Annotated in this window: 15 protein-coding genes; 4 read left to right on the top strand and 11 right to left on the bottom strand. The window is 72.3% G+C overall.

The window, feature by feature from the left end:
- Positions 1-16: 16 nt before the first annotated feature.
- Positions 17-2,806, bottom strand: coding sequence for a SpoIIE family protein phosphatase (locus ACZ6ZT_RS24405; protein WP_469721994.1), 2,790 nt, complete (start codon positions 2,804-2,806; stop codon positions 17-19).
- Positions 2,803-3,801 carry a GlxA family transcriptional regulator gene (locus ACZ6ZT_RS24400; protein WP_469721993.1) on the bottom strand — a complete coding sequence of 333 codons (999 nt, stop codon included), beginning with the start codon at positions 3,799-3,801 and terminating at the stop codon, positions 2,803-2,805. Before ACZ6ZT_RS24400 ends, ACZ6ZT_RS24405 begins: the two co-directional genes overlap by 4 nt.
- A gap of 113 nt (positions 3,802-3,914) precedes the next feature.
- On the opposite strand from ACZ6ZT_RS24400, the gene ACZ6ZT_RS24395 reads away from it, so the two are divergent.
- Positions 3,915-4,547 (top strand): cysteine hydrolase family protein, encoded by a 633-nt coding sequence (locus tag ACZ6ZT_RS24395; protein ID WP_469721992.1) that lies wholly within the window; start codon positions 3,915-3,917, stop codon positions 4,545-4,547.
- A gap of 101 nt (positions 4,548-4,648) precedes the next feature.
- Here the strand turns inward: ACZ6ZT_RS24395 and ACZ6ZT_RS24390 are convergent, their stop codons facing one another.
- Positions 4,649-5,797 (bottom strand): glycerate kinase, encoded by a 1,149-nt coding sequence (locus ACZ6ZT_RS24390; RefSeq protein WP_469721991.1) that lies wholly within the window; start codon positions 5,795-5,797, stop codon positions 4,649-4,651.
- A gap of 143 nt (positions 5,798-5,940) precedes the next feature.
- Here ACZ6ZT_RS24390 and ACZ6ZT_RS24385 point away from each other — a divergent pair, with 143 nt between their 5' ends.
- From ACZ6ZT_RS24385 to ACZ6ZT_RS24375, 3 genes are all read left to right on the top strand, one after another.
- Complete coding sequence (locus ACZ6ZT_RS24385) at positions 5,941-7,659, top strand: BCCT family transporter (protein ID WP_469721990.1); 1,719 nt, start codon at positions 5,941-5,943, stop codon at positions 7,657-7,659.
- A 50-nt stretch (positions 7,660-7,709) separates the two neighbouring features.
- Positions 7,710-8,210, top strand: a complete 501-nt coding sequence (locus ACZ6ZT_RS24380) for an NUDIX domain-containing protein (protein WP_469721989.1) — start codon at positions 7,710-7,712, stop codon at positions 8,208-8,210.
- Positions 8,211-8,271: 61 nt separating this feature from the next.
- Entirely contained in the window at positions 8,272-8,700 is a 429-nt protein-coding gene (locus ACZ6ZT_RS24375; protein WP_469721988.1) for a hypothetical protein, read from the top strand.
- Here the strand turns inward: ACZ6ZT_RS24375 and ACZ6ZT_RS24370 are convergent.
- The 8 genes from ACZ6ZT_RS24370 to ACZ6ZT_RS24335 all read right to left on the bottom strand — a co-directional run bounded on the left by ACZ6ZT_RS24370 (position 8,643) and on the right by ACZ6ZT_RS24335 (position 17,502).
- Positions 8,643-9,218, bottom strand: coding sequence for a methylated-DNA--[protein]-cysteine S-methyltransferase (locus tag ACZ6ZT_RS24370; protein WP_469721987.1), 576 nt, complete (start codon positions 9,216-9,218; stop codon positions 8,643-8,645). The two genes, ACZ6ZT_RS24375 and ACZ6ZT_RS24370, sit on opposite strands and share 58 nt — an antisense overlap.
- Before the next feature lie 11 nt (positions 9,219-9,229).
- A complete protein-coding gene (locus tag ACZ6ZT_RS24365; RefSeq protein ID WP_469721986.1) occupies positions 9,230-10,705 on the bottom strand; it encodes an AlkA N-terminal domain-containing protein in 1,476 nt (491 codons plus the stop codon).
- A 340-nt stretch (positions 10,706-11,045) separates the two neighbouring features.
- Entirely contained in the window at positions 11,046-11,828 is a 783-nt protein-coding gene (pssA, locus tag ACZ6ZT_RS24360; RefSeq protein WP_469722019.1) for a CDP-diacylglycerol--serine O-phosphatidyltransferase, read from the bottom strand.
- Between the two features lie 64 nt (positions 11,829-11,892).
- Entirely contained in the window at positions 11,893-12,549 is a 657-nt protein-coding gene (locus tag ACZ6ZT_RS24355) for a phosphatidylserine decarboxylase (RefSeq protein WP_266573017.1), read from the bottom strand.
- A 186-nt stretch (positions 12,550-12,735) separates the two neighbouring features.
- Positions 12,736-13,941 (bottom strand): acyl-CoA dehydrogenase family protein, encoded by a 1,206-nt coding sequence (locus tag ACZ6ZT_RS24350; RefSeq protein ID WP_469721985.1) that lies wholly within the window; start codon positions 13,939-13,941, stop codon positions 12,736-12,738.
- A 2-nt stretch (positions 13,942-13,943) separates the two neighbouring features.
- Complete coding sequence (locus tag ACZ6ZT_RS24345; protein WP_215018560.1) at positions 13,944-14,456, bottom strand: MaoC family dehydratase; 513 nt, start codon at positions 14,454-14,456, stop codon at positions 13,944-13,946.
- A 5-nt stretch (positions 14,457-14,461) separates the two neighbouring features.
- A complete protein-coding gene (locus ACZ6ZT_RS24340) occupies positions 14,462-15,436 on the bottom strand; it encodes an HpcH/HpaI aldolase/citrate lyase family protein (RefSeq protein ID WP_469721984.1) in 975 nt (324 codons plus the stop codon).
- Entirely contained in the window at positions 15,433-17,502 is a 2,070-nt protein-coding gene (locus tag ACZ6ZT_RS24335) for a protein meaA (protein ID WP_469721983.1), read from the bottom strand. The genes ACZ6ZT_RS24340 and ACZ6ZT_RS24335 overlap by 4 nt, the downstream gene beginning before the upstream one ends.
- Positions 17,503-17,511: the final 9 nt, after the last annotated feature.

Genomic DNA, 17,511 nt, shown 5'->3' with positions numbered 1-17,511 from the left:
GTAGTGGGTGGCCGCGTCACCAGGCCAGGTCCTCCAGCGCGTCCACGTCCAGCACCGGCGACAGCGGCGGCTCGCCGCCCCCGGCCGGGGACAGCTCCGCCCAGATGACCTTGCCGCGCTCCGTGTAGCGCGTACCCCACCGTTCGGCGTACTGCGCGACGAGGAACAGCCCGCGGCCACCCTCGTCGGTCGTGGCGGCGTACCGCAGGTGCGGGGAGGTGCTGCTGCCGTCGGAGACCTCGCAGATCAGGTTCCGGTCGTGCAGCAGCCGGACCCGGATCGGCTCGTTCCCGTACCGGATGGCGTTCGTGATCAGCTCGCTGAGCACCAGCTCGGCCGTGAACGAGGCCTCCTCCAGCCGCCACGCCACCAGCTGCGCCGCGGCCTCCCGGCGCACCCGCGAGACGGCCACCGGGTCGCCGGGCACCTCCCACTCCGCGATCCGCGACGGGTCCAGCCGCCGGGTGTCCGCGATCAGCAGCGCGATGTCATCGCTCGGCGACGGGAACAGCAGCGCCGCCAGCACGTCCGCGCACGCCTGCTCGGGACTGCGGCCGGGCCGTGCCAGGGTCTCGCCGAGCAGCGCCTGACCGGAGTCGAAGTCCCGGTCGCGGTCCTCCAGCAGCCCGTCGGTGAACAGCACCAGCCGGCTCCCCTCGGTAAGGCGCAGCGCGGCCGTCTCGAAGGGCATGCCGCCCACCCCGAGCGGCAGCCCCGTCGGCAGCTCGGGGAACTCCACCCGCCCGTCGGCGTGCACCAGCGCGGGCCCCGGGTGCCCGGCGCTGGCCATGGTGCACCGGCCCGACACCGGGTCGTAGACGGCGTACAGACAGGTGGCGCCGGTGATCCCGGCCGTCTCCTCGACCTCCTGGCCCTCAAGGTCCCCGGCGCCCGGCTCGCCGCTCTCCATCTGGTCGATCCGGTCGATCAGCTCGTCCAGGTGCCCCAGCAGCTCGTCGGGCGGCATGTCCAGCGTGGAGAAGTTGTGCACGGCGGTGCGCAGCCGCCCCATCGTCGCCGCCGCGTGCACCCCGTGCCCGACGACGTCACCCACCACCAGCGCCACCCGCGCCCCCGGCAGCGGGATCACGTCGAACCAGTCCCCGCCCACTCCGGCCTTCGCGGGCAGGTACCGGAAGGCGACGTCCACGGCGCTCACGTCCGGCAGCACCCGGGGCAGCAGGCTGCGCTGGAGCGTCACCGCGGTGGCGTGCTCCCGCGTGAAGCGGCGGGCGTTGTCGATGGAGACGGCCGCCCGGGCCCCCAGCTCCTCGGCGAAGGACAGGTCCTCCTCGTCGAAGGCCTCGGGGGTGTCGGCGGCCCGCCAGAAGTTGGCCATGCCGAGGACCACCCCGCGCGCCTGGAGCGGTACGGAGATCAGCGAGTGCAGCCCGTACCCCAGGGCGATCCGGGTCCCCTCGGCGTCCTGGGCCCGCCACCCCATCGCGGCGTTCAGGTCCGGGGCGAGCACCCCGCGCCCGGCGGCCAGGGCCGCCGCCATCGGAGCCGTCGGCACCACGAACCGGATCACGTCCCCGACCGGCTGGAGCGGCGGGTCGGGGCGCACCCCGCTCATCGCCGCCCGGCGCATCTCGGTGGGCAGCCCGGCGGCCGCCGCGGGCTCGTCCCCGCGCAGCACCGGCTCCAGCAGCTCGACGGTGACGAAGTCCGCGAACCGCGGCACCGCCACCTCCGACAGCTCCTCGGCGGTGCGCACCACGTCCAGGGTGGTCCCGATCCGCACCCCGGCGTCGTAGAGCAGCTGGAGCCGCTCCCGGGCCACCTCGGCGCGGCCGGACAGCGCCGCCAGCTCGGTGGTGTCGCGCAGGGTCATCACACTGCCCGAGTGGTGGCCGCCGAAGGCCTTGGTGGGTCGTACGTTGACCGCCAGGAGCCGGTCGCCCGCGCGGTGCACCTCGTCGGTGGCGACCCGCCCGGACACCAGCAGGCCGGTGATGCCCGGATCCAGCCCGAGGTCGTCCACGGGGCGCTGTTCCGCGTCGGACGGCAGGTCCAGCAGCCGGCGGGCCTCGTCGTTGGCGAGCAGCAGCCGGTGGTCGGCGTCGACGATGAGCACGCCCTCGCGGACCGCGTGCAGCACCGCCTCGTGGTGTTCGTTCATCCGGGCCATCTCGGTGGCGCCCAGCCCCCGCGTCTGGCGCCGCAGCCGCCCGCTGACCAGGGCCGCGCCGCCGGTGCCGAGAAGCAGCGCCCCGGCGGCCGAACCGAGCAGCAGCGGCAGCTGGTTGCCCACCGCCTGGCCGACGTTCTGCACCTCGATGCCGGTCGAGACCAGCCCGACGACCACCCCCCGGTCGTCGCGTACGGGGACCACGGCGCGCACCGCGTCACTGGGCTGGCCCGTGAAGACCTCCGTGAACGACTCGCCGGCCACCGCCCGGGCCAGGTCGCCGGTGGTGCGCTTGCCGATCAGGTCGCGCCGGGGGTCGGTGTAGCGGACGCCGTCCTTGGAGAGGACGGCGATGAAGTCGACGCCCGAGGCCCGGCGGGCGGCCTCGGCCCGGGCCTCCAGGACCGCGGTCGGATCCGGGGAGGCCAGGGCGGCGGGCAGGCCGGGGGCGTGCGCGAAGACCTCGGCGGCGGCCAGCGAACGGTGCCGGGCGTCCTGCTGGCTGTCGTACCGGGCCTGGAGGACCAGGGCCAGCGTGGCGGCGGTGATCAGCACCAGCACGATGACCGCCTGGAGGGTGAAGACCTGGCCGGCGACGCTGCGCCGGGCCAGCGCGAGGCGCGCGAGCAGGCTGACCGGCCGCGCTTCCCCGCTTCGACCCGAACGTGCGGTCATGAGCCCTTTCTAACACTGTCGCCGCTCCCGGGTACGGCGGCGGATGCGGCGACGGCCGCCGCGCGGTACGCGCGCGGGCTCTGCCCGACCCGGGCACCGAAGTGCTGGCGGAAGGTGACCTCGCTGGCGAACCCGGCCCGCCGGGCCACTTCGGGCACCGGGTGGTCGGTGCGTTCCAGCAGTCTGCGGGCCGCGTCCAGCCGGTGGCCGAGCAGCCATTGGTGCGGTGTGGTGCCGGTGGCCGCCGCGAAGTGCCGGGCGAAGGAGCGCGGGGACATGCCCGCCCACCGGGCCAGCGTGGGCACGTCCAGCGGCTCGTGCAGCCGGCGCAGGGCCTGCGCCCGTACGGCGGCCAGCGCCTCGGCGGCCCGGTCGGCCACCGGAGTGGGCCGGTCCAGGTACTGGGCGTGGTCCCCGGTGCGGAAGGGCCCGGTGACCATCGAGCGGGCCACCGCGGCGGCGGCCTCCGCGCCATGGGCCTCGCGCACCAGGTGCAGGCAGAGGTCGATGCCGGAGGCCACCCCGGCGGAGGTCCACAGCCCGTCGTCCTCCACGTACAGCGGGGCCTCCTCCACCAGCACCTCGGGGTAGCGGGCGGCGAGCTGCGGGGCGAGCCACCAGTGGGTGACCGCGCGACGGCCGTCCAGCAGCCCCGCCTCGGCCAGCACGAAGGCGCCCGCGCACAGGGCGGCCACCGGCACCCCGCGGGCGTGCGCGGCCCGCAGCGCGGCCAGGACCGGCTCCGGCGTCGGGTCGCCGGGCTCGGCCAGGGCGGGTACGACGATCAGATCGGCGACGCTGAGCCAGTCGAGGTCCCGGTCGGGGGTCAGGGTCAGCCCGCCGGGCAGGGCGATCGGGTCGGTGGCCAGGGCGCAGCGGCGCAGTTCGAAGGGCGGCACCCCGCTGCGGCTCCGGTCCGGGCCCCAGACCTCGGTGATGACGGCGAGGTCGAAGCTGCGGATCCCGGGCTGAGCGACGATCGCGACGCGGTGCATGCGGCAACTCTGCCAGAACGGCGGCCCGTACTCCTGCCACGCTGGCAGGATCCCATCGATCAGGGTCCCCCTGACCCCTGGGCCGCACCGGCGCGGCCGCCCAGGATGGAGCCATGACCAAGACCGAGAACCAGGCCGAGACCGCACCCGCGCACGCGGTCGAGATCGCCCCCGACAGCGCCCTGCTCGTCATCGACGTCCAGCAGGGCTTCGACGACGCCGCCTTCTGGGGCCCGCGCGACAACCCGGCCGCCGAGGAGAACATCGCCGCGCTGATGGACGCCTGGCGGGAGTCGGGCCGCCCCGTCCTCCTCGTCCAGCACGCGTCGCGGAACCGCGGCTCGGTGCTCGCCCCGGACCAGCCCGGCTACGCCCTCAAGGACTTCGTGGCCCAGCGCCGCCCCGACACCCCGCTGATCACCAAGACCGTCAACTCGGCCTTCTACGGCACGCCGGACCTCGGGGCCTGGCTGACCGCCCGGGGCATCGGCCAGCTGGTGGTGACCGGGATCCAGACCAACATGTGCGTCGAGACCACGGCCCGTATGGCGGGGAACCTCGGGTACGAGGTCATCGTCCCCCTGGACGCCACCCACACCTTCGACCTCACCGGCCCCGGGGGCCTCACCCTTACCGCCGACGCCCTCGCCAGGGCCACCGCGGTGAACCTCCAGGGCGGCGGCTTCGCCCAGGTGGTCACCACGGCCCAGGTCCTGGCGGCGGCCACCTCCGGCCCCGCCACCTGAGGCGCCGAGTCCCGGGCGGAGCCCCGGCGGCGGACGCGCACGCGCGCATGCGAGAGGCCCGGCGCCCCCTCCAGGGGAAGCCGGGCCCCGGGTAGCCAGATCTAGAGGACGTCGGCGGCGATGTTCTCCGCCACCCGCTCCAGCAGCGGCCCCGCGTTCGGGATGGACTTGGCCGGGTCCGGCTCCAGGTCCGTCAGCGGGTACGCCTTGCGGATGCCGGCCGCCTCCAGGGCCTCCTGCCCCAGCAGCAGCCGTCCGCAGACCGCCACCACCGGCTTGCCCGCCGCCCGCGCCGCCGCCGCGACGCCGGCCGGGGCCTTGCCGTGCAGGGTCTGCTCGTCCAGCGAACCCTCACCGGTGATCACCAGCGTGGCCCGCTCCAGCGCGGGCGCGAAGCCCAGCACCTCCAGCATCAGCTCGATGCCGGGCCGGAACGTGGCCCCGAGCAGCAGCGCCCCGTAGCCGATGCCGCCCGCCCCGCCGGCGCCCGGCAGCACCGCGCACTCGGCGGCCTTCGGCCCGATCGCCTTCTCCAGCACCACCGCGAAGTGCGCCAGCGCCGCGTCGAGCGTCGCCACGTCCTGCGGCGAGGCACCCTTCTGCGGCCCGTAGACCGCGGGCGCGCCCTTGGGGCCCGTCAGCGGGTTGTCCACGTCGCTGGCCAGGACGAAGTCCACCTCCGCGAAGCGGGGGTCGATCCCGGACAAGTCAGCCGAGGCCAGGCCGGCCAGCGCGCCGCCGCCCGGGCCGACCGGCCGGCCGTCCGCGTCCAGGAACGCCGCGCCCAGCGCCGCCAGCATGCCCGCGCCGCCGTCGGTGGTGGCGCTGCCGCCCACACCGAAGACGATCGAGCGCGCACCCGCGTCCAGCGCGGCCCGCAGCAGCTCGCCGGACCCGTACGTCGTCGCCGTCAGCGGGGCGAAGGTGCCCGCGGGCAGCAGCTGGAGCCCGGAGGCCTCCGCCATCTCCACCACCGCGGTACCGTCGCGCAGCGCGAAGGCGGCCGTGACCTGGTCGCCGAGCGGCCCGGTGACCCGTACCTCCCGGCGCTCGAAACCGGCCGCGACGGCGGCCGCGACCGTGCCGTCGCCGCCGTCCGCGACGGGCAGGGTCTCGATCTCCACGCCCGGTACGGCCTTGCGGAGACCGGCCGTCACCCGCTCCGCGACCTGAACGGCCGTGAGCGAGCCCTTGAATTTGTCCGCGGCGATGAGCACGCGCGCGGCCTCAGTTACTGCTCCGTCCGTCACCTTGCTAATCCCTTGCTATCGAACAGTGCAGTCGCGCCCCCATGAGCCTATCCGGAGGATCCTCCTATGCCCATGGGTGGCCTGGGCCACACCCGGCGTGCCGTACCGCCAAATAGGGATATACGCCTGCATAGGGTGGCCGCATGAGCACGGAATCACTGGAACAGCCGCCTCCGGACGCCCGGGAAGGGGGGACCGACGGCCGACCGGGCGCCTCGCCCGACCACACCGTCGTCACCATCGGGGTGATCGCCGTGCTGGCCGTCGTCGCCTGGGCGGCCCTGGGCAAGCACTCCTTCGACACCGCCTCAGGCACGGCCCTCGCCTGGGTGCTCAACAACTTCGCCTGGCTGTTCGTGATCGCCGCCGACGTGTTCCTGGTGATGTGCGTGGTCCTCGCCATCAGCCGGTTCGGCCGGATCCGGCTCGGCGCCGACGACTCCGAGCCGGAGTTCACCAACCTCGCGTGGATCGCGATGATGTTCAGCGCCGGCATGGGCATCGGCCTGATGTTCTACGGCGTGGGCGAACCGCTCACCCACTTCCTGAACCCGCCCCCGGCCTCCGGCGCCGCCCCGGGCACCGGCGGGGCGGCCCTCGCGGCCATGGAGTACTCGTTCTTCCACTGGACGCTCACCCCCTGGGCCATCTACGGCATCGCCGGCCTCGCCCTCGCCTACGCGACCTTCCGCAAGGGCCGCGGCAACCGCCTCAGCTCCGCCTTCGTCCCGCTCATGGGACAGCGGCGGGCCGACGGCCCGGCCGGCCAGGCCATCGACCTGCTCGCCGTCTTCGCCACCGTCTTCGGCACCGCCACCAGCCTCGGCCTCGGCGCCCTCCAGGTGGCCAAGGGCCTGAACCTCACCACCGGCGTCGAGGACTCCACCACCGTCGAGCTGATCATCATCGGCTCGCTGTCCGCCGCGTTCGTGCTCTCCGCCTTCTCCGGCCTGCACAAGGGCGTCAAGTGGCTGAGCACCATCAACATCGTGCTCGCCGCCGTCCTGATGCTCTTCGTCTTCGTGCTCGGCCCGACCGTCTACGTCCTGGACGTGATCCCCTCCAGCGTCGGCGGCTACCTGCACGAACTCCTGCCCATGGCCAGCCGCACCGGCGCCTTCACCGACAGTGCCTGGCTCGGCGCGTGGACGATCTTCTACTGGGCGTGGTGGCTCTCCTGGGCCCCCTTCGTCGGCACCTTCATCGCCCGCATCTCCCGCGGCCGCACCATCCGCGAGTTCCTGATCGGCGTGCTGCTGGTGCCCAGCGGCGCCACGGTCATCTGGTTCTGCGTCATGGGCGGCACCGCCATCCGCCTGGAGTCCACCGGCGCCGCCGACCTCGCCGCCAAGCTCAAGGAAGGCACCGAGGCCTCGCTCTTCGCGATGCTCGACGCGCTGCCGCTCGGCACCGTCACCTCCTGGGTGGCGATGGTCCTGGTCATGACGTACTTCATCACCAGCGCCGACTCCGCCTCCCTCGTCATGGGCTCGCTCACCAGCCGGGGGTCGCTGAACCCGCCGACCTGGCTCGTCGTCACCTGGGGCGTCCTGATGGCCGCCGTGGCCGCCGTCCTGCTCGTCGCGGGCGGCCTGAAGTCCCTGCAGACCGCGACCATCCTGGTCGCGCTGCCCTTCGTCGTCGTCATGCTGCTGCTGTGCTGGGCCCTGGTGACGGAACTGCGCGAGGACCCCGGCGCGGGACCCGTCCGCCACCACGCCCTGCACGGACTGCGGGACGCCGTCAACGCCATGGTCGGCGACGCCATCACCGAGCGGGGCGCGGCCCGCCACCACCGGCTGCGGCGCCTCGCCGAGTCCCGTGGACGCGACCGCGAGGACGGCAGCCCCCCACAGGAGTGATCGCGGGGCCGCCCGGTACCCCTGTCCGGGCGGCCGGTTAGGGTGGCCGCGTGACCACCACCGATGACTACGCCGACTACATCGCGAGCCTGCCTCGGGTCCTGGCCGGCGCGGCCGCCCTGTTCCGCGACGCGCGGGGCCACGTCCTGCTGGTCGAGCCCAACTACCGCGAGGGCTGGGCCCTGCCGGGCGGCACCGTCGAGTCCGACCGCGACGAGTCGCCCCGCACCGCGGCCCGGCGCGAGAGCGCCGAGGAGATCGGCATCGACGTCCCCCTCGGCCGGCTCCTCGCCGTCGACTGGAGCCTGGGCCCCGGCCGGCCCCCGCTGGTGGCCTACCTGTACGACGGCGGCGTCCTCGACGCCGGCCGGCTCGACTCGATCGTGCTCCAGGAGGAGGAACTCCTCTCCTGGAAGCTCGTCGAGCCCGCACGGCTCACCGAGTACCTCCTCGGATCGCTCGGCCTGCGCGCCCAGGAGGCCTGCCGGGTCCTGGAATCGGGCGAGGGCACCGTGGAACTGGAGAACGGCCGCAGGCCCGATCCCGCGTAAGACCCCGGCCGGGCCGGGGGGTTCATCACGTCGCCCACTGCGAGCAGGACAGAATCAGCAGATGATCACGATGTACGCCTGGCCCAGCACGGCCGACGGTCCCGACGCCCTCCCCATGGTCCACTTCACCACCGAGCAGCAGTCCGGGGGCGAGGTCACCGAAGAGGGCACCCCGGTCTGGCTGTTCGACACCGCGATCCGCGAGGGCGGCTGGTCCCCCTTCGAGGACTTCGAGGGCTGGTCCGCCCCCGCCGAGGGCTGGCAGGCCTTCTACCGCCGCGAGGACGACCTCCTCGCCATCACCGGCCCCGGCGCCTGCGAGGGCTGGTACCAGGGCCGCCTCGGCGCCGACGGCGACTGGGTGGCGGCCGCCGCCGCCCAGCAGAGCGTGGTCCTGCTCGCCGCCCCCGTCCAGCACCCGTCCCTCTACGCCTACGCGGTGGAGGCCGGAGCCGGTTTCGCGCTCCTGGTCCCGCTCGCCGTGATCTGACGGGCGCGGACCACCGCCCCCGCCGCAGCCTCCTCCCGCCGCTCGATCTCCAGCAGCCGCACCTTGCGGTCCAGGCCGCCGCCGTAGCCCGTCATCGCGCCCGAGGCGCCGATGACGCGGTGGCACGGCACGATGATGCTGACCGGGTTCTTCCCGTTGGCCAGGCCCACCGCCCGCGACGCGTTCGGCTTGCCCAGCTCCGCCGCGAGCCTCCCGTACGACCAGGTCTCGCCGTACGGGATCCGTACCAGCTGCGCCCACACGCTGCGCTGGAAGGGCGTGCCCTCCAGCCGCACCGGGACGGTGAACTCCGTCAGCTCCCCGGCGAAGTACGCGGTCAGCTCCCGCAGCACCTCGGGGAAGGGCCCCGCGGTCGCCGGTACCCGCTCGCCGAAGGTCTCCTCACCGGGCATGTGCCGGTGCTCGGTCATGTACAGGGCGCTGAGCACCCCTTCGGTGGCCACGAGCGTCAGCGGCCCCAGCGGGCTGTCGACGATGGTGTGGGTCTTGCCGTTCATTGCTTCGCTCCTCAGACGGGGAGGTGGTTGATGGCGTGGTCCTCGGTGGCCCACAGGTACTGGACGGCGTACGCGCGCCAGGGCCGCCAGCCGGCCGCCCGCGCGGTCAGGGCCGCGGGCGTGGCCGGCAGCCCCAGCCGCCGGGCGGCCCGCCGGACCCCGAGGTCGGACGGCAGGAACGCGTCCGGGTCGCCCAGCGCGCGCATCGCGATGATCCCCGTGGTCCACGGTCCGAAGCCGGGCAGGGCGTCCAGCCCGGCGCGGGCCTCCTCCCAGTCGCTGTCGATGCCGAGCGGCAGCGAACCGTCCGCCAGCGCCGCGACCAGGGTCGTCAGCGTGGTGCGGCGGCTGCGCGGCATCGACAGCGCCCCGGGGTCCAGGGCGGCCAGCGCCGCCGGGCTCGGGAAGAGGCGGGTCAGCCCGCCGTGGGGGTCTTCCACGGGCTCCCCGTACGCGCTCACCAGCCGGGCCGCGTGGGTGCGCGCGGCCGCGGTGGACACCTGCTGCCCCAGCACCGCCCGGACGGCGAACTCCGCCGCGTCGACGGTACGGGGGACCCGCCGCCCGGGGGCCTTGTCCACGAGCGGGGCCAGCAGCGGATCGGCGCGCAGCTGGTCGTCCACGGCCTCCGGGTCGGCGTCCAGGTCGAGCATCCACCGGCAGCGGCTGATGGCGATGGTCAGGTCCCGCAGGTCGGTCAGGGCCAGCCGGCAGCCGATGTGCTCGGGGCCGGGCGTCAGCGCGACCACGCCGGTGCCGTACGGGAGCCTCAGCGTCCGCCGGTAGGCGCCGTCCCGCCACTCCTCGACCCCGGGCACGGCCGTCGCGGCGAGGTGCCCGAAGAGGTTGTCGGGGTTCAGCGGGGCCCGGAAGGGCAGCCGCAGGCTGATCACCCCGGGCACCCGGGGCTCCTGCCGCCCGGCCTTCGCGGCCCGGGTCCGCAGCTCGCCGGGGGTCAGCGCGAAGACCTCGCGGACGGTGTCGTTGAAGCTGCGGATGGAGGCGAAGCCGGCGGCGAAGGCGATGTCGCCCATGGGCAGGGCGGAGGTCTCGACGAGCAGCCGGGCGGTCTGCGCGCGCTGGGCCCGGGCGAGGGCGAGGGGGCCCGCGCCGAGCTCGGCGCGCAGCTGCCGCTCGACCTGCCGCGCGGAGTAGCCGAGCCGCGCCGCCAGCCCCGGGACGCCCTCGCGGTCGACGACCCCGTCCTGGATGAGCCGCATCGCCCGGGCCACGGCGTCGGCGCGCGCGTTCCACTCGGGGGAGCCGGGGCTCGTATCGGGCCGGCACCGCTTGCAGGCCCGGTACCCGGCCTGCTGGCAGGCGGCGGCGCTGGGCAGGAAGCTCATGTTCTCGACCTTGGGCGGCACGGCCGGGCAGCTGGGCCGGCAGTAGATCCCGGTGGTCCGCACGGCGGTGAAGAACCACCCGTCGAAACGGGCGTCCTTCGACTGCACGGCCCTGACGCAGCGCTCGGTGTCGGTGTACATGCGTCCAGCTTCCCGTCCGAACCCCACCCGGGCTGGCAGTTTTCCGACATCAACCTTACGCCGGCACCACTCACTACACGGCGCTCCGCGCCCGCGCCTCAAACGCCGGCGGGGCTGAGGTTGCCGAAATCCAGCCCCGCCGGCGTTTGAGGCGCGGGGTCTGGGGCGGAGCCCCAGGGGCTTTCCGCCGCGCCGGCGGTCGAGGCGGGAACGGTGGAAGGGCGGGGAGGGGCGGGCCCCGCGCAGCGGTGGCAGCGGCGGACGCCGCCCCGGCCGGGGGCATGGGAAGGCCCCGGCGCCAATGGCGGCCGGGGCCTTCCCGTACAGCTGAGCGGCAGCGTTACGGCAGCTGCGCCGCCCGCGCCTCGCGCCGGTTGTGCCGGAACGTGTTCGCCCGACGGGTCGTCGCGAACAGCGGAATCGTCGCCGCGAGAGCGATCTGCAGCGCACACCCCGTCTGAAGCAGCAGCTGCCCGCCCGGCGCGTCGAACGCCCAGGCCGCCAGCAGCCCCATCGCCCCGACGATCCAGCTCAGCATCGCCGCCGCGAGGACCCCCCGCGGCTTGGGGTACTCGACCCGGCTCACCATCAGCCAGGCCACCCCGACGATCGCCAGCAGGGTCGGCACGAACGGCAGCTCCAGCAGCACGATGGAGACGACCGTCAGCGCGCCGAAGGGGCTCGGCATGCCCTGGAACATGCCGTCCTTCAGGGTCACGCAGCTGAATCTCGCCAGCCGCAGCACCACCGCCAGCAGCACCACGATCGCCGCCAGCGCGGACATCTTCTGGTGCGCGTCGTCGGCGACCATGCCGTAGACGAGCACGAAGTACGCCGGCGCCAGCCCGAAGCTGATCAGGTCGGAAAGGTTGTCCAGCTCCGCGCCCATCGGCGAGCTGCGCAGCTTCCGCGCGACGATGCCGTCGAAGAGGTCGAAGACCGCCGCGAGCAGCATCAGTATCACCGCGGTGGCCGCGCTGTGCCGGGCCATGCCCGACTCGCCGCTGCCGGTGAGGTGGGGGATGAGGATCCCGGTGGTGGTGAAGTACACCGCCATGAATCCGCACGTGGCGTTGCCGAGGGTGAGGGTGTCCGCTATCGACAGCCGCAGCGAGAGCGGCATGTCGTCCTCGGCGGACTCCGCCTCGGCGGATTCGGGCACCCAGCCGGTGGCAGGGCTCTCAGGGTCAGTCACGGTCAATTCGGGTCACCCCCGCGGTGGTGGCCTGACCGACCTCGACCGCGACCTCGACGCCCTCGGGGAGGTAGATGTCGACGCGCGAGCCGAAGCGGATCAGACCGATGCGTTCGCCCTGCTCCACCTTGGTGCCGGCCGGCAGGTACGGGACGATACGACGGGCGACGGCGCCGGCGATCTGCACCATCTCGATGTCGCCGAGCTCGGTGTCGAAGTGCCAGACGACGCGCTCGTTGTTCTCGCTCTCCTTGTTGAACGCCGGGACGAACCCGCCGGGGATGTGCTCCACGGACGTCACCGTGCCCGCCAGGGGCGCGCGGTTGACGTGGACGTTCAGCGGGCTCATGAAGATCGCGACGCGGGTGCGCCCGTCCTTCCACGGCATGATGCTCTGCACCACGCCGTCGGCGGGAGAGATGACGCGGCCCTGGGTGATCTCACGCTCGGGGTCGCGGAAGAACCACAGCATGCCCGCCGCGAGCGCGGTGGCGGGCACGGCCGCCGCGGCCCAGCGTCCGGACTTGCGGGCCCGGGTGAGGCTGAGCGCCGCGGTGGCGACGGTCGGCAGGAGCCACGGCGATGCTCCGCGTGCGAGACGTCCACCGAGGATGCCGACGCGAGGTGCAGAGGTTTGGCTGTGGGGCATGGATGACCTTCGTAGCGGGTGATTGCCGCGCCGTAAACGGGGGGACGGGACGGCGGCTTTACTGGAATGCTATCGGTTGCGCGCAACAACTGGGCAAGCCAGAAGCCGAGTCGATGGCCCGTAACCCGTGACTGCTAGTGACTCTTCGGCGGAGAATCATCGGTAAATTCGCCACAAAAGGGACATTCAGCCCTGGATCCGGTACTCCTCCAGCAGGCGTCGCCCGATGATCATTTTCTGGATCTCGGCGGTACCTTCACCGATCAGCAGCATCGGCGCTTCGCGGTAGAGCCGCTCGATCTCGTACTCCTTCGAGAAGCCGTAGCCGCCGTGGATGCGGAACGCGTCCTCGACGACCTCCTTGCAGTATTCGGACGCGAGGTACTTCGCCATCCCCGCTTCGAGGTCGTTTCGTTCCCCGGAGTCCTTTTTGCGTGCCGCGTTCACCATCATCGCATGGGCGGCTTCGACCTTGGTAGCCATCTCGGCCAGCTTGAACTGGATGGCCTGGTGTTCGGCGATCGCCTTGCCGAAAGTGTGACGTTGCTGGGCATACGAGACACCCAGTTCGAACGCACGCTGTGCGACACCGCAGCCACGCGCCGCCACGTTCACACGGCCGACCTCGACCCCGTCCATCATTTGGTAAAACCCTCGGCCGGTCTGGCCGCCGAGCACGCGATTGGCCGGAATGCGCAGTCCGTCCATGATCAGCTCGGTCGTGTCGACGCCCTTGTAGCCCATCTTGTCGATCTTGCCCGGGATCGTCAGGCCCGGCCGGACCTCGCCGAAGCCCGGCTCCTTCTCCACCAGGAAGGTCGTCATCGACTTGTGGGGCGCCGTGCCCTCGGGGTGTCCTTCGTCACTCCGGACCAGCACGGCCACCAGCGTGGACGTGCCGCCGTTCGTGAGCCACATCTTCTGGCCGTTCAGGACGTACTCGTCGCCGTCCCGCACCGCCTTGGACGTGATGGCCGACACGTCGGAGCCCAGAGCCGGCTCCGACATCGAGAACGCGCCCCGGACCTCGCCCAGCGCCATCCGCGGCAGGAAGTGGTCCTTCTGCTCCTGCGTGCCGTGCTGCTTGAGCATGTACGCCACGATGAAGTGGGTGTTGATGATGCCCGAGACGGACATCCAGCCCCGCGCTATCTCCTCGACGCACAGCGCGTAGGTGAGCAGCGACTCACCCAGACCGCCGTACTCCTCGGGGATCATCAGGCCGAACAGGCCGAGTTCCTTCAGACCGTCGACGATCTGCTGGGGGTACTCGTCGCGGTGCTCCAGCTCGGTCGCGACCGGGATGATCTCCTTGTCGACGAACTCCCGGACGGTCTTCAGGATCTCCCGCTGGACGTCCGTGAGCCCGGCGGTCTGGGCGAGTCGGGCCATGGCTACTTCCCCTGTTCCTTCAGCTGCGGGCGGCCGGGCTGCTCGCCGCCGCGCTCCTTGATGTACGTCTCGGTCGGGACCATCACCTTGCGCCGGAAGACGCAGACGAGGGTGCCGTCCTGCTTGTAGCCCTTGGTCTCCACGTAGACGATCCCGCGGTCGTTCTTCGACTTCGAGGGGGTCTTGTCGAGGACCGTGGTCTCGCCGTAGAGCGTGTCGCCGTGGAAGGTCGGCGCCACGTGCCGCAGCGACTCGATCTCCAGGTTGGCGATGGCCTTCCCCGAGACGTCGGGGACCGACATGCCGAGCAGCAGCGAGTAGATGTAGTTGCCGACCACCACGTTCTTGCCGAAGTCGGTGGTGTTCTCGGCGTAGTTGCTGTCCATGTGGAGCGGGTGGTGGTTCATGGTCAGCAGACAGAAGAGGTGGTCGTCGTACTCCGTGACCGTCTTCCCGGGCCAGTGCTTGTAGACCGCCCCGACCTCGAACTCCTCGTACGTACGTCCGAACTGCATCGGGATCAGGCCTCCGGGGTCTCGAACTTGCTGGTGCGCTGCATGCCGGCGGCCCGGCCCTTGCCCGCGATGACCAGGGCCATCTTGCGGCTGGCCTCGTCGATCATCTCGTCGCCGAGCATCGCCGAGCCCTTCTTGCCGCCCGCCTCCGAGGTGCACCAGTCGTACGCGTCGAGGATCAGCTCGGCGTGGTCGTAGTCCTCCTGCGAAGGGGAGAAGACCTCGTTCGCCGCGTCGACCTGGCCGGGGTGCAGGACCCACTTGCCGTCGAAGCCGAGGGCGGCGGCGCGGCCGGCCACCTCGCGGTAGCCGTCGACGTTCTTGATCTGGAGGAAGGGGCCGTCGATCGCCTGGAGGTCGTGGGTGCGCGCGGCCATCAGGATGCGCATCAGGATGTAGTGGTAGGCGTCCGCGCCGTAGCCGGGCGGCTGCATGCCCACGACCAGGGACTTCATGTTGATGGAGGCCATGAAGTCGGCCGGGCCGAAGATGATGGTCTCCAGCCGCGGCGAGGCGCCGGCGATCGCGTCGACGTTCACCAGGCCCTTGGCGTTCTCGATCTGCGCCTCGATGCCGATCTTGCCGACCTCGAAGCCCATGGTCTTCTCGATCTGGGTCAGCAGCAGGTCCAGGGCCACGATCTGCTGGGCGTCCTGGACCTTCGGCAGCATGATGCAGTCGAGGTTCTGGCCGGCGCCCTCGACGACCGTGATGACGTCCCGGTAGGTCCAGTGGGTCGTCCAGTCGTTGACGCGCACCACCCGGGTCTTGCCGGTCCAGTCGCCCTGGTTCAGCGCGTCCACGATCGTGTGGCGGGCGCCTTCCTTGGCGAGCGGGGCGCAGGCGTCCTCCAGGTCCAGGAAGACCTGGTCGGCCGGCAGGCCCTGGGCCTTCTCCAGGAACCGGGGGTTGGAACCCGGGACCGCGAGGCAGGAGCGGCGCGGGCGCAGCCGGTTGACCGGGGAAGAGGGCGTGGTCATGCGGGGACCTCCGTGCTTTCCGAGATGTCGAGTGGTTCGAGCTTGTTGGCCTTGCGGATCTCGTCGACGATACGTCCGATGATCTCCGTGATGCCGAAGTCCTTGGGGGTGAAGACGGCGGCCACGCCGGCCGCCTTCAGCGTCACGGCGTCGGCGTTCGGAATGATGCCCCCGACGATGACGGGGATGTCACCCGCCCCCGCCGTGCGCAGGCGTTCCAGCACGTCCGGGACGAGCGCGCTGTGCGAACCGGACAGGATGGACAGTCCCACGCAGTGCACGTCCTCGGCCAGCGCGGCCGAGGAGATCTCCTCGGGCGTCAGCCGGATGCCCTGGTAGACCACCTCGAAGCCGGCGTCGCGGGCCCGCACGGCTATCTGCTCGGCGCCGTTGGAGTGCCCGTCCAGGCCGGGCTTGCCGACCAGCAGGCGCAGCCGGCCCGCGCCCAGCTCGTCGGCCGTACGGGAGACCTTGGCGCGGACGAGGGCCATGGGGGTGCCCTCCTCGGCGGTGACCGCGACGGGGGCGGAGGAGACGCCGGTCGGGGCCCGGAACTCGCCGAACACCTCGCGCAGCGCGTCCGCCCACTCGCCGGTGGTGACGCCGGCCCGGGCGCACTCCAGGGTGGCCTCCATCAGGTTCTCGGTGCCCGCGGCGGCCTCCTTCAGCCGGTCCAGGGCCTGACCGACGGTCGGGAAGACGAACGGGTCGCCGCCGCCCTGCCGCTCCGAGGACTCCTGCCGCTCGGCGCGCCAGCGCCGGATCCGCTCCACGGTCAGCGCCTCGGTGGCCGGGTCGACCGTCATGATGGCGCCGTCGAGGTCGGCGGTGAGCGGGTTCTCCTCGGTCTGCTGGAAGCAGTTGACCCCGACGATCTTGTCCTCGCCGGCCTCGATCCGGGCGCGCCGCTCGGCGTGCGAGGAGACCAGCTCGCCCTTGAGGTACCCGGACTCGACGGCGGCCATCGCGCCGCCCATCTCCTGGATCCGGTCGATCTCGGCCAGGCACTCCCGGACCAGGGAGTCGACCTTGGTCTCGATGACGTGCGAGCCCGCGAAGATGTCCTCGTACTCCAGCAGGTCGCTCTCGTGCGCCAGGACCTGCTGGATGCGCAGCGACCACTGCTGGTCCCACGGCCGGGGCAGGCCCAGGGCCTCGTTCCAGGCGGGCAGCTGCACCGCGCGGGCGCGGGCGTCCTTGGAGAGGGTGACCGCCAGCATCTCCAGCACGATGCGCTGGACGTTGTTCTCCGGCTGCGCCTCGGTCAGGCCGAGGGAGTTGACCTGGACGCCGTAGCGGAAGCGGCGCTGCTTGGCGTTCTCGATGCCGTAGCGCTCACGGGTGACCTGGTCCCAGATGCGGCCGAAGGCGCGCATCTTGCACATCTCCTCGATGAAGCGGACGCCCGCGTTCACGAAGAAGGAGATACGGGCGACGACCTCGCCGAAGCGCTCCTCGGGCACCTGGCCGGAGTCGCGCACCGAGTCCAGGACGGCGATGGCGGTGGACATCGCGTACGAGATCTCCTGGACCGGGGTGGCCCCGGCCTCCTGGAGGTGGTACGAGCAGATGTTGATCGGGTTCCACTTGGGGATGTGGCTGACCGTGTACGCGATCATGTCCGTCGTCAGGCGGAGCGAGGGCCCGGGCGGGAAGACGTGCGTCCCGCGCGAGAGGTACTCCTTGACGATGTCGTTCTGGGTGGTGCCCTGGAGCAGGGAGACGTCCGCCCCCTGCTCCTCGGCGGCCACCTGGTAGAGCGCCAGCAGCCACATGGCGGTGGCGTTGATCGTCATCGAGGTGTTCATCTGTTCCAGGGGGATGTCCTGGAACAGCCGGCGCATGTCACCCAGGTGGGAGACCGGCACGCCGACCCGGCCGACCTCGCCGCGGGCGAGGATGTGGTCGGGGTCGTAGCCCGTCTGCGTCGGCAGGTCGAAGGCGACGGACAGGCCGGTCTGGCCCTTGGCGAGGTTGCGGCGGTACAGCTCGTTGGACGCCTCGGCCGTGGAGTGGCCGGCGTACGTCCGCATGAGCCACGGTCGGTCCTTCTGGCGCTCTGTCATCTCAGGCTG

The sequence above is a fragment of the Streptomyces sp. NPDC102258 genome (assembly GCF_055584685.1).
This window is presented reverse-complemented; position numbering and strand designations above follow the sequence as displayed.

What these genes read in the sequence shown, in the direction of transcription:
- ACZ6ZT_RS24335 (WP_469721983.1), bottom strand. Translation starts at nt 17,502, where the DNA reads ATGACAGAGCGCCAGAAGGACCGACCGTGGCTCATGCGGACGTACGCC.
- ACZ6ZT_RS24395 (WP_469721992.1), top strand. Translation starts at nt 3,915, where the DNA reads ATGACCAAGACCGAGAACCAGGCCGAGACCGCACCCGCGCACGCGGTC.
- ACZ6ZT_RS24355 (WP_266573017.1), bottom strand. Translation starts at nt 12,549, where the DNA reads ATGCCCCACAGCCAAACCTCTGCACCTCGCGTCGGCATCCTCGGTGGA.
- ACZ6ZT_RS24405 (WP_469721994.1), bottom strand. Translation starts at nt 2,806, where the DNA reads ATGACCGCACGTTCGGGTCGAAGCGGGGAAGCGCGGCCGGTCAGCCTG.
- ACZ6ZT_RS24370 (WP_469721987.1), bottom strand. Translation starts at nt 9,218, where the DNA reads ATGAACGGCAAGACCCACACCATCGTCGACAGCCCGCTGGGGCCGCTG.
- ACZ6ZT_RS24385 (WP_469721990.1), top strand. Translation starts at nt 5,941, where the DNA reads ATGAGCACGGAATCACTGGAACAGCCGCCTCCGGACGCCCGGGAAGGG.
- pssA (WP_469722019.1), bottom strand. Translation starts at nt 11,828, where the DNA reads ATGCCGCTCTCGCTGCGGCTGTCGATAGCGGACACCCTCACCCTCGGC.
- ACZ6ZT_RS24400 (WP_469721993.1), bottom strand. Translation starts at nt 3,801, where the DNA reads ATGCACCGCGTCGCGATCGTCGCTCAGCCCGGGATCCGCAGCTTCGAC.
- ACZ6ZT_RS24365 (WP_469721986.1), bottom strand. Translation starts at nt 10,705, where the DNA reads ATGTACACCGACACCGAGCGCTGCGTCAGGGCCGTGCAGTCGAAGGAC.
- ACZ6ZT_RS24375 (WP_469721988.1), top strand. Translation starts at nt 8,272, where the DNA reads ATGATCACGATGTACGCCTGGCCCAGCACGGCCGACGGTCCCGACGCC.
- ACZ6ZT_RS24345 (WP_215018560.1), bottom strand. Translation starts at nt 14,456, where the DNA reads ATGCAGTTCGGACGTACGTACGAGGAGTTCGAGGTCGGGGCGGTCTAC.
- ACZ6ZT_RS24350 (WP_469721985.1), bottom strand. Translation starts at nt 13,941, where the DNA reads ATGGCCCGACTCGCCCAGACCGCCGGGCTCACGGACGTCCAGCGGGAG.
- ACZ6ZT_RS24340 (WP_469721984.1), bottom strand. Translation starts at nt 15,436, where the DNA reads ATGACCACGCCCTCTTCCCCGGTCAACCGGCTGCGCCCGCGCCGCTCC.